This window comes from Microcoleus sp. D3_18_C2, assembly GCF_036702395.1.
GTDB lineage: Bacteria > Cyanobacteriota > Cyanobacteriia > Cyanobacteriales > Microcoleaceae > Microcoleus.
Genome location: NZ_JAUBTG010000036.1, coordinates 1 through 14,410 on the forward strand (window position 1 = coordinate 1; position 14,410 = coordinate 14,410).

At 46.7% G+C, this 14,410-nt stretch carries 12 protein-coding genes; 5 read left to right on the top strand and 7 right to left on the bottom strand.

The genetic code is table 11. The features are described 5' to 3' along the window. Window positions 1-359: 359 nt before the first annotated feature. The 3 genes from plsX (at window position 360) to fabD (ending at window position 4,018) form a co-directional block, all read left to right on the top strand. Entirely contained in the window at window positions 360-1,409 is a 1,050-nt protein-coding gene (plsX, locus tag QUA88_RS19740) for a phosphate acyltransferase PlsX (protein ID WP_333273313.1), read from the top strand. A 164-nt stretch (window positions 1,410-1,573) separates the two neighbouring features. Continuing rightward, entirely contained in the window at window positions 1,574-2,575 is a 1,002-nt protein-coding gene (locus QUA88_RS19745; RefSeq protein ID WP_333273317.1) for a beta-ketoacyl-ACP synthase III, read from the top strand. A 561-nt stretch (window positions 2,576-3,136) separates the two neighbouring features. Next, a complete protein-coding gene (gene fabD, locus QUA88_RS19750) occupies window positions 3,137-4,018 on the top strand; it encodes an ACP S-malonyltransferase (protein ID WP_333057395.1) in 882 nt (293 codons plus the stop codon). Between the two features lie 603 nt (window positions 4,019-4,621). Here fabD and QUA88_RS19755 read toward each other — a convergent pair. Continuing rightward, entirely contained in the window at window positions 4,622-4,828 is a 207-nt protein-coding gene (locus tag QUA88_RS19755; RefSeq protein WP_445243118.1) for a transposase, read from the bottom strand. A 369-nt stretch (window positions 4,829-5,197) separates the two neighbouring features. On the opposite strand from QUA88_RS19755, the gene QUA88_RS19760 reads away from it, so the two are divergent. Then, window positions 5,198-6,142, top strand: coding sequence for a phosphate ABC transporter substrate-binding protein (locus QUA88_RS19760; protein ID WP_333057394.1), 945 nt, complete (start codon window positions 5,198-5,200; stop codon window positions 6,140-6,142). Here the strand turns inward: QUA88_RS19760 and QUA88_RS19765 are convergent. Then, window positions 6,123-6,263, bottom strand: coding sequence for a hypothetical protein (locus tag QUA88_RS19765; protein ID WP_333057392.1), 141 nt, complete (start codon window positions 6,261-6,263; stop codon window positions 6,123-6,125). The genes QUA88_RS19760 and QUA88_RS19765 overlap by 20 nt on opposite strands. A gap of 134 nt (window positions 6,264-6,397) precedes the next feature. Here QUA88_RS19765 and QUA88_RS19770 point away from each other — a divergent pair, with 134 nt between their 5' ends. After that, window positions 6,398-7,036 carry a lysophospholipid acyltransferase family protein gene (locus QUA88_RS19770; RefSeq protein WP_333039474.1) on the top strand — a complete coding sequence of 213 codons (639 nt, stop codon included), beginning with the start codon at window positions 6,398-6,400 and terminating at the stop codon, window positions 7,034-7,036. Window positions 7,037-7,145: 109 nt separating this feature from the next. Here the strand turns inward: QUA88_RS19770 and QUA88_RS19775 are convergent, their stop codons facing one another. The 5 genes from QUA88_RS19775 to QUA88_RS19795 all read right to left on the bottom strand — a co-directional run bounded on the left by QUA88_RS19775 (window position 7,146) and on the right by QUA88_RS19795 (window position 14,402). Next, window positions 7,146-7,685, bottom strand: a complete 540-nt coding sequence (locus tag QUA88_RS19775) for a GAF domain-containing protein (protein ID WP_333057391.1) — start codon at window positions 7,683-7,685, stop codon at window positions 7,146-7,148. 180 nt (window positions 7,686-7,865) lie between these two features. Then, window positions 7,866-8,456, bottom strand: a complete 591-nt coding sequence (locus QUA88_RS19780) for a YdcF family protein (RefSeq protein WP_333057390.1) — start codon at window positions 8,454-8,456, stop codon at window positions 7,866-7,868. A 724-nt stretch (window positions 8,457-9,180) separates the two neighbouring features. After that, the gene (locus tag QUA88_RS19785; RefSeq protein ID WP_333057389.1) at window positions 9,181-10,017 is read right to left on the bottom strand and encodes a GUN4 domain-containing protein; all 837 of its coding nucleotides are present in this window, start codon (window positions 10,015-10,017) and stop codon (window positions 9,181-9,183) included. 430 nt (window positions 10,018-10,447) lie between these two features. Further along, on the bottom strand, window positions 10,448-11,590 hold the full coding sequence (locus QUA88_RS19790) for a hybrid sensor histidine kinase/response regulator (RefSeq protein WP_333057388.1): 1,143 nt from the start codon (window positions 11,588-11,590) through the stop codon (window positions 10,448-10,450). Window positions 11,591-11,741: 151 nt separating this feature from the next. Continuing rightward, window positions 11,742-14,402, bottom strand: coding sequence for a GAF domain-containing protein (locus QUA88_RS19795; protein WP_333273323.1), 2,661 nt, complete (start codon window positions 14,400-14,402; stop codon window positions 11,742-11,744). Window positions 14,403-14,410: the final 8 nt, after the last annotated feature.

The window sequence follows — 14,410 nt, forward strand, 5'->3', positions numbered from 1 at the left end:
CCAACAGCGCAGGAAGTGAGTTCTGAATTGCGACTAAAGATGGCTTTAGTCAAGTTTGGGTAAGTTTTACGAAGCAGCGCATTGAAGTACCCTAGTATGGAGCAATCCCAGCAACGGACAGATCCAACTTGATTTGGAATAGTTAAAGGGCAAATAATGGCAGGGTATGGAGCGTTCAAACTTAAACATAGGAAGGACTCAGAAAGTATACGCAATCTCAGCTTTAAGCTGTTTGAGTGAGTAGAGGGATACTTGAATGTCCCGTTGTCGCCTTGATTGGTGGGCAAGAATCCCCCGGCTTTAGACGTGGGGAGGTTCAATTCCTGGTAGAATTTTTAGTGTTTCTCAAACATTGGTCAATGGGATCGACACGCGCAAGAATTGCAATAGACGCTATGGGTGGGGATCATGCCCCCGCCGAAGTTGTAGCTGGAGCGCTTAAGGCACAAGAAGAATTAGGCGTAGAGATTTTGCTTGTGGGCGACCCACAGCAAATAGAAGACTCGCTCCGGCAACAAGACGCGATCGGCCGCGTCTGTACAGGTCAGCTAGAAATCGTTCCTTCTGAAGGAGCGGTGGAAATGCACGAAGAACCTTTGAGTGCCCTCAAACGCAAGCCCAACGCTTCGATTAACGTAGCGATGAACTTGGTAAAGCAGCAGCAAGCTGATGCTGTGGTGTCCGCCGGTCACTCCGGCGCGGCAATGGCTGCTGCCCTGCTCAGATTGGGCCGGCTCCCCGGAATCGATCGCCCTGCGATCGGTGCGGTTTTGCCGACAATGATACCGGGCAGCTCTGTACTTATTCTCGATGTTGGCGCTAATGTGGACTGCCGCCCCAAATTTTTGGAGCAGTTCGCTCTTATGGGAACTATTTACAGCCAGTGCGTTCTCGGCGTCGCCGAACCTAAAATCGGCCTGCTCAACATTGGCGAAGAACCTTCTAAAGGCAACGACGCCGCAGTGCGAACTCACCAGTTATTGGTGGACAACCCGAACATTCCTTTTGTGGGCAATGCCGAAGGCCGCGACGTGCTGTCGGGGAAATTCGACGTGATTGTCTGCGACGGGTTTGTCGGCAACGTGTTGTTGAAGTTTGCGGAAGCAGTGGGCGAAGTCGTAGTCCAGGTGCTTAAGGAAGAGTTGGTCAAAGGACTCCAACATCAAATTAACGACCCTATGCTGCAAAAAAGCTTGCAAGGATTCAAGCAGCGGGTAGACCACGTTGAACACGGCGGCGGTTTGCTGTTGGGCGTTGCTGGAGTTTGCATTATCAGCCACGGTTCGTCTCAAGCTGCTTCAATTTTCAATGCCATTCGTTTGGCGAAGGAGGCAGTTGACAACCAAGTGCTGGAGCGAATTCGATCGTCCAATCACCAAAGCGCTCTGGAACAAGAAGCTGTGAATTAGAGGCAGTAAGTAGAAATTAAAAATTAAAAATGTAAAATTAAAAATGTCAGCTTAAACAAGCGGTTTTGCTTTAAAAAAAGTAATCTCAGCAGTTTAAAAAATAATTTTAATTGGTAGTTTTTAATTTTTAATTTCTAGATCGAACAGCGAGTAAATGGAGAGGAATGTTGCAGCAATCAGGGTTCGGCATTGCCGTCACGGGTAGCGGTTCTTGTACACCGCAGGTTTCACTGGATAATAACGGTTTGAGTCAGATAGTAGAAACGAATGACGAGTGGATTGGGGCGCGGACGGGCATTCGTTCCCGCAGGCTGGCGGACGATCGCACTTCTTTGTGCGATTTAGCCACAGAGGCATCTCAAAAGGCGATCGCAATGGCAGAAATTTCGCCGACAGATATCGATTTAATTATTTTGGCGACTTCCAGTCCTGACGATTTGTTTGGCACGGCCAGTAAAATTCAATATCAGTTAGGCGCGACAAAAGCTGTGGCTTTTGATTTGACAGCAGCTTGTTCGGGCTTTATTTTTGGTTTAGTTACAGCCTCGCAGTTCATTCGGACAGGGGTTTATCAAAATGTTTTGCTAATCGGAGCAGATATTTTGTCTCGCTGGGTGAATTGGTCGGATCGGGGTACTTGCATTCTATTTGGAGACGGTGCAGGTGCGGTGGTATTACAAGCTTCAGAAGTCGATCGCTTTTTGGGATTTGAAATTCGCAGCGACGGCACACAAAATTCGTCTCTCAATTTGGCTTACAAAGCCGAGTCAAAAGAATTAATTGAGGGCGTCAGCGTCGGAGTTGGCGGATTTGAACCCATCACAATGAATGGTCAAGAAATCTATCGCTTTGCCGTGAGAAAAGTGCCGGAAGTCATAGAAAAAGCTATGTTTCGGGCAAATGTCAACGTCGCCGAAATTGACTGGCTGTTGTTGCACCAAGCCAATCAGCGGATTCTTGATGCAGTTGCCCAAAGGCTAAAGATTCCCCCCGAAAAAGTAATCAGCAATTTGGCGAATTACGGCAATACCTCAGCGGCTTCAATTCCCCTTGCCTTAGACGAAGCCGTGCGTATGGGTAAAGTTAAAGCGGGCGATACTATTGCTGCTGCTGGTTTCGGTGCAGGTTTGACTTGGGGGGCTGCGATTTTTCAATGGGGAAGGTAAAGCGATTTTCGATTTTCGATTGGCGATTTTCGATTGGGGAATCATGGTAATACCATTTTTGATTTTCGATTGGCGATTTTCGATTTTAGATGGGGAATTACTGAGGAACTATGGGTTTGGAGCTGGTAAAGCAGTTTCATTCTTTTTGGGAACTGGTATAATGTTTGGCGGCTTTAAACTTTGGCTAATGATTGTGGGGAGTGCGACCGTTGCATAATACAAATCCTTTAACAAGCCATACATAGGGCAAGGGGCGCAGCCGTACTCCCTCGGGACAGGAGTTCTTGACAAGCCCGCCCTGAGATTGAAAATCCTCTATTCTTCGATCGACTTTCCCCGGCTTGAAGGTTAAAAATTTTGTTACGGCTATTAATTAAATTAAAGTAGCAAAAAAAATATAAACCTGGTTAAAATCGCAATTATATGTTATAGTTGTGAGTCGCGAGTAGATAGTTCGTTAACCGAAAGATAGCGGATACCAGCGAGCGAAGTTAGAAGCGGGAAAGAAATAATTTTTGCAATCACCAATTAGCAACCACCAATTAGCAGATTACCGGAAAAATGACTAAAACAGCATGGGTATTTCCCGGACAAGGTTCCCAGGCGATCGGGATGGGTGCAGACTTATTAAACTTGCCAACAGCCAAAGCCAAATTTGAGCTCGCTAAAGAAATTTTAGGCTGGTCTGTCCCGGAAGTTTGCCAAAAAGAAGAAGCAAAACTATCTCGGACGCTCTACACTCAGCCTTGCTTGTTCGTAGTAGAAAGTATTTTGGCCGACTTAGTGCGAGAAAAAAGCGATCGACCAGCGGTAGTTGCCGGTCACAGTTTAGGAGAATACGTTGCCCTCTACGCAGCAGGCGTCTTTGACTTTGAAACCGGATTGCGCTTAGTCAAACGCCGCGCCGAACTCATGGACACTGCCTCCGGCGGTCAAATGGTGGCTTTGATCGGGTTCGACAGGCAGGAACTAGAACTGCAAATTCAATACAGCCGAGACGTAGTGCTGGCAAACGACAACAGCGAAGCACAAGTCGTGATTTCTGGAACGCCCGCAGCAGTAGAAGATTTGCTTGCCAAAATCAAAGTCAAACGCGCCGTTAAATTGAATGTTTCCGGTGCATTTCACTCTCCCCTGATGGCCGGAGTGGCAGCAGAGTTTCAACTAGCCTTAAAGTCTGCAAGGTTTTCCGATGCTAAAATGCTGGTGCTCTCGAACTCAGAACCGTCAGCCACTACCAGCGCAGCCACTTTAAAGCAGCGGTTGACTCAGCAGATGACCAAAGGCGTGCGCTGGCGAGAAATTTCCATGCAATTGCCCCAACAAGGAATCGATCGCGTAGTAGAAATTGGCCCCGGCAAAGTTCTCACAGGTTTGATCAAACGGACTTGTCCCGATTTAGCGCTGGTAAATGTGAGCAGTTTTGCAGATTTGCCCGCTTAATCTATTTTTAGCTAAACAGACGGGAATCCCCACACTATACCGAGCGAAGGTTAGTGTGGGATGAAAGGCGCGCAAGACTCCTGATTGCACCCGTTCATAACCTCAAAGCTATGCTTGCGATCTCATTTCCGGTAACACTCATACATGATGTTGACGGTTGACGGTTGACGGTTGACAGTCAACGCTGTCAACCGTCAACCGTCAAAGCCGTGAACTCGAATTTACTATTCCGATGCTAACGGATTTGATATGAGGTTATGAACGGGTGGATGACGACATCAAAGCACAAGAAGTCTCTTTATTCAGCAGGTCTATCTTGCTCATTAATGTATTTTTTCAATTGTTCAACAGTCACGCCACCACATGATATAATTTCCCGTAACACTCATACATGATATTGACTGTTGACCACGAATTTCAAAGGTGGTATCCGCCACGTGATTTATCCGTGGAATCAATCCCAAATCGCAAATCGAAAATCCTCAAGCCCCCCGCATTTATCTCGCGCAAGTCAATTCTTTAATCTAAAATCTAAAATCTAAAATCGATTGACGGTTGACAGTCAACGCCGTGAACAGTGAACTCGAATTTACTATTCCGATGCTAAAGGATTTGATATGAAGCGATGAAATAGCCATTTGTCCATAACACATCCTTCCAATAAAATTGGTTGATTTCAGGAGCGAAATATGTTCTCAAGTACCGACTAGACAAGGTTTTTAAATTGTTAATCAATTTACTTGGTTCGGTCTGTGCAGTGTACTGTAACAACAAATGAACACGATCGCTTTCCCCATTGAATTCTACCAGCCTTCCCTGTCATTTTTCCATCAAATCCCTAAATATCGCCTCAAGTCTTGTCAGCATTGGGTCTGGAAGCTTACAAAACCGATATGCAAAATATGAAAGATATGGCCGAGATTAACGAAGCCCTCTGAGCCATATCCAAAGTCAACAACGACCTCAGTATCGATTCAGCTCGATCGCAATTTGAGCAAGCCAAAAACGCCGTCCACGGCCGCAACCTCAAACAGCAAGCTTTAGCAGAAATATCTGAGAACCCCCAAGAAAGACTTCAGGCAGAATTAGAAAATATGACCTTAGACGATGAAGTTAATCGCAGGCTACAAATGTTAGACGACTCCAACAACAAAGAACTTCCCAGCTAAGGACAATTTTATGGCTAAGAGCGGGCCTCCCCCCATAGTTTTTATCCTGTTATTTCTCTTGCTAGCCGGTGGCGGCTGGTTCTTTTTTCTCAACAAACCAGCGTCGCAAGATGTTAGTAACAATCCCCCCACTCCCACACCCGCAGGCGATGTCGTCCCACTTCCCGTCGCGCCAGTAGTCGGCGGTGCTTCTTCGCCTGTTGCAGCTAGTTCCTTTGCACTTCCAGCTTCTGTTCCTGCGGGTACGACTGTCAGGATTCAAGGTTCTACCAGTATGGTGACAATCAACCTCAATCTTAAGAATGGCTTTCAAGCCAAGTTTCCTGGCACTAGAGTTGATTCCAAAGCTAACGGTTCTGCAAAGGGAATTCAAGATTTGGTGGCAGGAACAGCCGATATTGCTGCGGTATCGCAGCCTTTGACGGCTCAACAACAAGGTCAGGGTTTGGCAGCGGTGCCTGTTGCCCTAGATACGATCGCCCTTGTAGTCGGCATTAACAACCCCTTCAAAGGAGGTTTAACCTCGGCTCAAGTTCAAGATATTTTTAAGGGAAATACTCAAGACTGGTCGAAAGTCGGCGGCCCGGCGGGCCCGATGAAAGTAATTAACAGACCCGCAGTTAGTGGCACTCACCAAACGTTTAAAGAACAAGTGCTCGGAGGTGGCGAGTTTGGCACGACGGCAAATATTACCACGCTCGATCGAGATGCGACAACTCCTCTGCTGCAAGCTTTAGGCAATAACGGTATTGGCTATGCGACTTTCGCTCAAGTAGCCAATCAGAGAACAGTGCGCGTTGTTCCCGTCAACGGTGCGACGCCGGATGCGGGTAACTATCCTTACAAGCGGCAGTTATACTACGCCTACAAAAATCCTCCTAGCCAAACAGTTAAGGATTTCTTGGGCTACGCGACTGCTTCGGAAGGACAAAAAGCTATGCTGGCCGGAAATTGAGCCTTTGCAAAGAATTCGCCAGAATAAATTCGGGCGCTACAGAAGCTTGCAAAGCGGTTTCAACCGCCAAACCATCTAACAGCACGACACGCATAAACACGGATACAGTGATGATAGTCAACTTAGCCAATTAGCTAAACAGTCCGATCGCTCGACCTATCCGTGTATCCGTGTCAAAATCCGTGTAGTGCTACTTTTTTGATTGCTGAACTGATAGGCTAATATTCGATGTAATTTAAAATTTAAGGTTTTTCTGTGAGCAAAAGTCGCGAACCAGTCGAAAGTTTACTTCTCTACTATTTATTCAAATGGTCAATTGTCAGCCCGATGCTGCACCTTTACTTTCGGGGCCGCATCTACGGTGCAGAAAATGTTCCGACAGAAGGGCCTGTGGTAGTAGTCAGCAATCACGCCAGCGATTTTGACCCGCCGATTTTGTCTAATTGCATGAGGCGACCGGTCGCATTTATGGCAAAGGAAGAGTTATTTAAAGTTCCTATTTTGAAGCAGGCAATTACGCTTTACGGTGCTTATCCAGTCAAGCGGGAAAGTGCCGATCGCAGTGCAATTCGCTCGGCGATCAACTCTTTGGAAAATGGCTGGGCGACGGGTGTATTTTTGCAGGGAACTCGCACGCCAGACGGCAGAATTACTGAACCGAAATTAGGTGCGGCGCTGATAGCTGCTAAGGCAAAAGCGCCGCTCTTACCTGTTAGTTTGTGGGGAACTCACGCGATTTCGTCGAAAGGTTCGGCAGTGCCGCGTCCGGTGCCGCTGACGGTGCGAATTGGCAAGCTAATTGAAGCGCCCGGTTCCTCGGATCGCGAGGAGTTGCAAGCGCTGACTCAAAGATGTGCGATCGAGATCAATGCGATGCACGATTTGGGGCGCTGATTTGCTTGGAGGATGTTTTGTATAACTTACGAAGAAAGCTGGTTTGATAGATAAAAAACATCGTTACAGGTTTGTAGTGAGAACGAAGACTCCTCGTTACAAACCTATTTTATTGCGATTGTACGATGCCTCTGACATAAGCAACAGCTAAGGGGGAAATTTTTTCTGTAACCGCTGCGATAACTTGGCGATCGAAGTCAGTCCAAACTCTGGGGCGATCGAACATACAAGGCTGCAAAACCCCCCACAATAAGCCGTCAGCACAAAGGTGAGCGTGGATCAAAGCTCGATGTCCGAACTCTTTGGCTTCAAAATCTTTGTTGACAACTTCAGGATTCGCTGTTTCAACATCCTCAACAAAAATCGACGGTTCAGTTCGCAAAGCTGCTGCAAACAAAGGGTCTTCTTCCCCTAAAGATTCGGGTTCTTTTTTCCATTCCGCGTCGCCAATCTCAGGAAAGTTCGAGTTACGACGCCAGCAGTAAGGTACTCTGCCTCTTTGCGTTTCAGGATTGCGGAGGTAGAGAAAGACCCGATCGCAATTTAACACCTCGCCTAAAGCCGGCACCAAAGCGGAAAAAACAGCATCCGGCGTTTTGCTGTCACTCAAAATTTGCTCCAGAACTTGCGGCAGAATTTGGTCGGTCATTAACTTTAGCTTGTGAATTTCATCTATTAATTTTAAACTACTCCTTCTCTTCTCTTCTCTTCTCTTCTTTTACGCATTTGTCATCAGTGTCTTCGCGTTTCGTTAAATCGCTAGAGGAGACAAGTTTTAAAACCAGAGGGAATGGAAAAAATTTAAAACTTGCTCAATGCTTTCCTTTGTTTATTCCATTCTGGCTGGGCTGAAGTTAGCACCCGTATAACCGGTTGTCAGCCAAAGAATAGCCCTAGCGCCGTCGCGAACAGCTTTTTGCATCGGTTCGGGGGTTCGCCCAGACGGAACTGCCACAGGCTTAAAGGTAATGCCTCGACTACCGAGTACGATTTCGCCGATAATCTGAGCTCGCCGCATATGATCGTCAGAAGTGATCAGATACACGCTCTCAATCCCTCTAGCTTTCAATTCATCTACCAGGGTGGTAAAATTTGTTACCGTATCCACCGCTCTGTAGTCTAAGTGCAGGCGATCGGACTCAATTCCCGCTTCTGAAAATACCCATTCCGCGAACTCAGGATTGCTCCCAGACGACACCCAAATCGGCAATTCAGGGTGATCCTGAGCAAATTTGGCGGCAAACACCTCTCGCTCAGTAGCCCCACCTAGAACTAACAAAGCTTGGGGTCTCTGAAATTCGCTCTTAACCTGCTGATAGCCCAACCAACACGCCATCAAAAGTCCTACTAGGAACCAAAAACTGCGTGAAGTGTTCAAACGCTTGTAACGCTGCGTGTTTGAATTGATTCTTAACCACATCTAAACCTATAAAAATTTTATGTAACTGACAAAGGAACCATAACAAAAAATACCGCACCTATAGCCCACTAACAGGAATTAAAAATTAAAAATTAAAAAAGGGTCGGCGGATCATAGGATTTTAGATTTTAGATTTTAGATTTTAGATTTTAGATTTTAGATTTTAGATTTTAGATTGACTCTACGCTTGTGGTGCGGCTTCAATGGGGGATTTTAGATTTTAGCTTTCAGATTTTATACCAATCGCCTTGGCGGTTGGTATAAAATCTGGGAGCCAATTCCTTAGCGGATATGCAAAAAAGAGGGGCAAAACTTAAGCTTTCCCCTCCTGCTGTTAATTTTTCTTGATTTTTAACGGGACTGGCCGGGTTCGAACCGGCGACCTAGCGCTTCAGATTTGTGTGAGTTTCCCCACTCTCTGGACTATACCTTCACCATATGCTTGCAGCTTTTAGGTGGTGACCGTCTAGTCTCTAAACCTTCCTGATTTCCATATAGGCGATTGTTTAATCGCCCTGAACTCAGGCTTGGCTTGGTATTGCCTTAGAGTCATAGGAACCCATAAACTCTTTAGGTTTCACCAAATTTGACCACATTCACTCCTAGAGTTTCCTCGCAGGGTGCCCGATTCTTCAGGAGGCGCTTGCTCTATCCATCTGAGCCACAGCCCCAGTTGCTAAACCGTTTTGATTATAGCAGTTAATGTCGATTTTGATTTTTTTTTTCATGATTGCCGATCGCCAGTTGCGAGTTTCGCAGCGATGCGGGCCAAGTTTTCTGCTGCGGTGAGTTTACCAGCACCGTAACAGGCGCGCTGTCTCCATGCGGTGACAGGGAGATGTCCGGGGGGAGCATCTTCGTTGAAGGAGAGCTCGCTGTAATATTTCCAATTTTCCTTGACTCGCCAGCCGACTCGATCGCAAAATTCAGTATAGTTAGCCCCGGTACTTTCCCAAATCTGCTGCTGCACGCTCAACCCGAACCGCCCGCTGCTGTATTGTTGCCAAAGTCGGTCGATCGTGCGAAGGTCTGTAGGAGGAAAACTGTCAATATCGGCTGCACTCAGCCAACCTTCGTCTTCCCTGACAGCGATTTGCAGCAAGATTTCCCAAGTGTGTTCATCAGCTTTGCGCCATTTTCCAGTTTCTAATAGCTTTGTCAGTTGGCGGTAGTCCATCCCCACTTCCGAGATAGCCGCAGTTGACTCAGGTATGGCGCCGATTTTGTCTTCTAGTCGCAGTAGAGTGCTGACAATCAATTCGGGGTTTAGTTGTTCTAGGCGGTACAGAACCCATTCTAACTGAGATTGAATGTGTGTGCGGGCGATCGCACCTTGCTGCACTTCCCCCTGCAACTCATCAAATTTAGCTAACCAATTTTGTTGATTGCGGGCCAATTCCCACATTTGTTTGGCCCACTGCAATCTAACTTGTTCTTTTTTTAAATAAGTTTTGGAAGGCTTAGCACGTTGCGGGTAGGGAGTCAAATCCCAGCCGCAAATCGAGCAAAACTCTGCTTTTTCTTCTATGTATTCAGCACCGCACACTGGACAGTTAGACATATTGCCATCAATTCGGTTGCCAAGTCATTATATGACATCTGGTAAATTAACCATAATTCGATTAGGTACGCACTTCGCACCCTACAATTACAGTTTATCTGTACTAATGTTCGCTTTTCACACCCCAAAGTTAGACTTACAGCATATTCCATGTATATGCGGTACACACAATCTTGTCGTAAGCATCGGTGCGTCGCCACCAGTCAATCTGCAAGTTTCATTAAACATGAGCAGATCCGCACCCTACATAAAAATGTACCAACAATTAAGGCGGATACTGTACTTCATGAATCACCGAATCTGCTGTATTTATAAGCTGTTGCGGCCTTTAAATTGTATGTCAAAAAAAATCAAAGTCTTGTGGGGAGTAGGGGCCCTAGCGTCCCGCCCGCCCTGAATATACAATTTAAATGCGCGACAGCTTACCGCTCTAACAAGGCAAGCGAATAGTAAACAAACTGCCTTTGCCCAACTCGGATTTTACCTCGATCGTGCCGCGGTGAGCTTCGACTATTTGGCGGCAGAGGTGTAGTCCCAAACCTGTACTGGACTTCTTATGAGTTCCCGAGCTAAACCTTTCAAATAACTTTGCTTGTTCGGTGGGAGAAATGCCGGCACCGGTGTCTTTGATGTCTATAATTACCCATGCCAGCGGTTGGTTTTTGAAGCTAGTATAAGCAGGGGAATTAGCAGCTTTTAAGCTGACATCTATTGAGCCGTTGTCGGTGAATTTAATTGCATTTCCGATTAAATTTGTCAGCAAACGGTGTAGCTCCAGACGATCGCCCGGATACTTCGCAATCGGTGCACTTTCTGCACTTTCTGTCAAGTCTAAATTTACCGACAAACCTTTAGCATCCGCTAGGGGAGCTAGTTCTTCAGCTACCTCAGTAATAAGCTGGCGCAAGTCCACGGCCGCGAAACTTAGGGATTTGCGGCCTGCTTCGTACCGATATACTTCCAGCAACATATTTACCATCGCGATCAGGTTTTTGTTGCTGCGAACCATCGTCCCGAAAGCGTCGCGCATGGGAAGGGAAATTTCTCCCAAAGCTCCCTGCTGCATTAAAGTTAGCATTCGATCGGCTGCTACCAGGGGTGTTCGCAAGTCGTGAGCCAGTCGGGAGACAAAATCTTCGCGCTGGAGGGCGATCGAATTGCGCTCGTCTACGCTGTGTTTTAGCCGCAGGAGCGATCGAACCCTCGCCAGCAGTTCGTCCATTTCGACTGGTTTGCGGATGAAATCGTCTGCTCCCATGTCCAATCCCTGCACTACGCTGGCACTGTCGTGAGCAGTGATCAGCAAAATCGGCATAAAGGGCAATTCCTTATTTTCTCGGATTCGTTTAGTGACTTCGTAACCATCCATTCCCGGCATCATCACGTCTAGCAGTACCAAATCCGGGGGTGACTTGTCAATTTGACTCAAGGCCGAAAAGCCGTTTTCTGCCGTGCTAATTTCGTAACCTTCTTCTTCCAGGATTGTCTGCACCAACAAAACATTATCTGGTGCGTCATCTACAACCAGAATCCGATCGGCTTTTGTGGCATTGGGAACAGATAAATAACTCATTTAATTGCTAGCCTGGAAATATTTTTTCAACTTTAATATGGTATCCAACCTATGATTTCACATTTTTACACTTGTTAACTCTGTCATAAGGAATATCTCACAACTTTATCAAATCTTTTTACTTTTTATCAGTCGGATGTAATATAATCTACTACTTAGTTGTCATCGTATGCACACCGTCCCAATCATCGGGCGGGGGTACTTCCAAATAGCTCAGGGATCGGTCGAGGTGAACTTCCACAGGTCGATCGCTGGGTCGCATTGCTAAAGCCGCTTCAAAATAACTAATAGCTTTCTGAAAATTTCTAGCAATATAAGCATCCCTACCGTTACTATAAAGTTCCAAAAACCGAACGGTTTCCCCATCAATGGGTTCAGAACTATTTTGCAGCAACTCGTAAATACCAACTGGTTGATTTTTGCCCTTAACCCGCACCTTGTCTAACTCTCGCACCCAAATTCCTTCGCGACACAAACTGTATGTAAATTCGCTCAAAATTATATCGCATCCGTACTCCTTTGTAAGCTGTTCCAATCGCGAACTCAAATTCACCGCATCCCCAATTACCGTGTAATCCATGCGCTTTTGGGAACCAATATTTCCCGAAACCACCTCTCCGGAACTAATTCCAATTCCGAAGCGAAATGGATCTTCGCCGGGGCGAGAATCATTAAACTCTTTCAAACGCCGGCGCATATCTAAAGCCGACTGCACCGCCATCCAACCGTGGCTTTCCGGGGGATTCAGCGGCAGGGGCGCGCCGAACACGGCCATTAAAGCATCGCCGATAAACTTGTCTAAAGTGCCTTCGTAGTGGAAAACGGCCTCCACCATCGTCTCAAAATATTCGTTCAGCAGGGATACCACATCGGAGGCTCCCAAATTTTCGGTCAGCGTGGTGTAGCCGCGAATGTCGGAAAATAAAATAGTCACTTCTTTGCGTTCGCCCACCATCAGGGCGCCTTCACCCAAGGCCATCACTTTATCTACGACTCCAGGAGTCAGATAGCGGTACATCGTATTTTTCATCCGCTTTTCGCGGCTGATGTCTTCGAGTACCACTAAACCGCCGCGCACGCCGCCCTCTGGATTGATCAGCGGGTTGACAGTCAAATTCAAACTACGTTCAATTAGTTTAATTCGAGAGGCGGGGATGGGTAGCGGACAATAAGGGTGATACAGGGCAGAATTTCGCAGCGCAAATAGAGATTGGGCATTAGCTAATTCTGCCAGCGCTACTTCCTCAGTCCACGCGCGGTTTTCTCCCCAAGCGTAATATAAATTAGGGTCAGTGCGATCGGGCACGGCCAAAATATAACTTTCTTCTTGTTCTTCTTCTTCTTTTTGTTGGGAATTTAGCGTTTTTTCTACCAACAGTCCCACCGTTAAACTTTGTTCGGGAACGTAATGTCTGGCAGCATGGTTGAGACTGTCTTCGAGTCGAAATTGCAAATTTTCGATCGGCACAACTTCCCAAACATAGCGATTCACCAGTTTATCTTCCCAAATCTGGGGATTGTGTTTGCTTTTAGCTTGATTTACCGGACAGCCCAACAATTCTAGGGCTGCTTCGTTGATAGTTACAACTCGCCCCTGTAAATCGGTGGAAATTACTGCATCTGAAAGACTTTGCAGCATATCTTTTTGATACTGCTTTTCCACCATCACGTTTTGAAACAGTTGAGAATTTTGCAGCGCCATTCCCGCTTGGGAATTAAACGCTCGCAAAAACTCTTCGTCGGAAGGGGTGAAACTACCTTGGTTCTTATTAATTAGCTGAGTCACCCCGATCAGCTCACCTTTAGCGTTATGCACCGGCATACACAAGACAGTCCGAGTGCGGTATCCCGTTTGCCCGTCTGTAGAGGGGTCAAAGCGGGGATCGTCGTAAGCATCTGTAATATTTAGAGGTTGACCGGTCGAAGCCACGTAGCCAGCAATTCCCTTATTAGCAGGAATGCGGAGATCTACCATCGTTTTGCCGTCAGCCTTGGCGACTTTTGTCCAAAGTTCGTTGGTTTCCCGATTTAACAAAAATAGCGTGCTGCGATCGGCCTGCATCAAGTCGCGAGCTTGATCCATGACAGAGCGCAAAGTTGTTTCCAAGTCAAGACTTTGACCCAAAGTAGTGGTGGCTCTCAACAGTGCGGCAACCCCTCGCTGGTTGCGGGCGACGACGTAGAAAGACTGACAGCTTTCGAGAATAATCCCGATCGAATCTGCAAAAGCCTGGAACTGCTGTTCGTCTTCCTCGCTAAAGGGGGCATCTCCAGCTTTATTTAACAGTCTGACCACCGCCACGGGTTCCTGTTGGCTCTTGCTGCTAAAAATCGGCATACAGAGGATGGTCTCGATGTGGTAGCCCGGTGGTTCGTCTACTTCGGTATTAAAATACTCGTGGGATCGAGCTTCGGCGACATTGATCGATTTTCCGGTTGTTGCTACGTAGCCTAAAATGCCTGCATCCATCGGCAATCGCACTTCTACATCTTCGCCCGTAAGTGGATCGACTGTTTTGTGCCACAGTTGATTTTTGTTCGAGTCCACCAAAAAAATTGTTGTCCGGTCTGCTTGCAAAATTTGACCAATTTTCACAGTGAAGGCATCTAAAAGTTGCTCTAAGAGACTTTCGAGTGCTTCATTGTTAATCAGGTCCATCGCCCGGATAAATTGCTGAAATTCAGCCGTGATAAAGTCCAGCAGGCACACTAATTCAGGAACTGGCAAGCTCTTAACACGGGAGGTCAATGCCCCCATAAAATTGACTTGAGTCAGTGTAGCCAGAACGCTACCAGTATTGGAGAATGTCATGATTAACT

Excerpts from the sequence above, each read along its gene's own strand:
- plsX (WP_333273313.1), top strand. The coding sequence starts at position 360 with ATGGGATCGACACGCGCAAGAATTGCAATAGACGCTATGGGTGGGGAT.
- QUA88_RS19745 (WP_333273317.1), top strand. The coding sequence starts at position 1,574 with ATGTTGCAGCAATCAGGGTTCGGCATTGCCGTCACGGGTAGCGGTTCT.
- fabD (WP_333057395.1), top strand. The coding sequence starts at position 3,137 with ATGACTAAAACAGCATGGGTATTTCCCGGACAAGGTTCCCAGGCGATC.
- QUA88_RS19760 (WP_333057394.1), top strand. The coding sequence starts at position 5,198 with ATGGCTAAGAGCGGGCCTCCCCCCATAGTTTTTATCCTGTTATTTCTC.
- QUA88_RS19775 (WP_333057391.1), bottom strand. The coding sequence starts at position 7,685 with ATGACCGACCAAATTCTGCCGCAAGTTCTGGAGCAAATTTTGAGTGAC.
- QUA88_RS19780 (WP_333057390.1), bottom strand. The coding sequence starts at position 8,456 with ATGTGGTTAAGAATCAATTCAAACACGCAGCGTTACAAGCGTTTGAAC.
- QUA88_RS19785 (WP_333057389.1), bottom strand. The coding sequence starts at position 10,017 with ATGTCTAACTGTCCAGTGTGCGGTGCTGAATACATAGAAGAAAAAGCA.
- QUA88_RS19790 (WP_333057388.1), bottom strand. The coding sequence starts at position 11,590 with ATGAGTTATTTATCTGTTCCCAATGCCACAAAAGCCGATCGGATTCTG.
- QUA88_RS19795 (WP_333273323.1), bottom strand. The coding sequence starts at position 14,402 with ATGACATTCTCCAATACTGGTAGCGTTCTGGCTACACTGACTCAAGTC.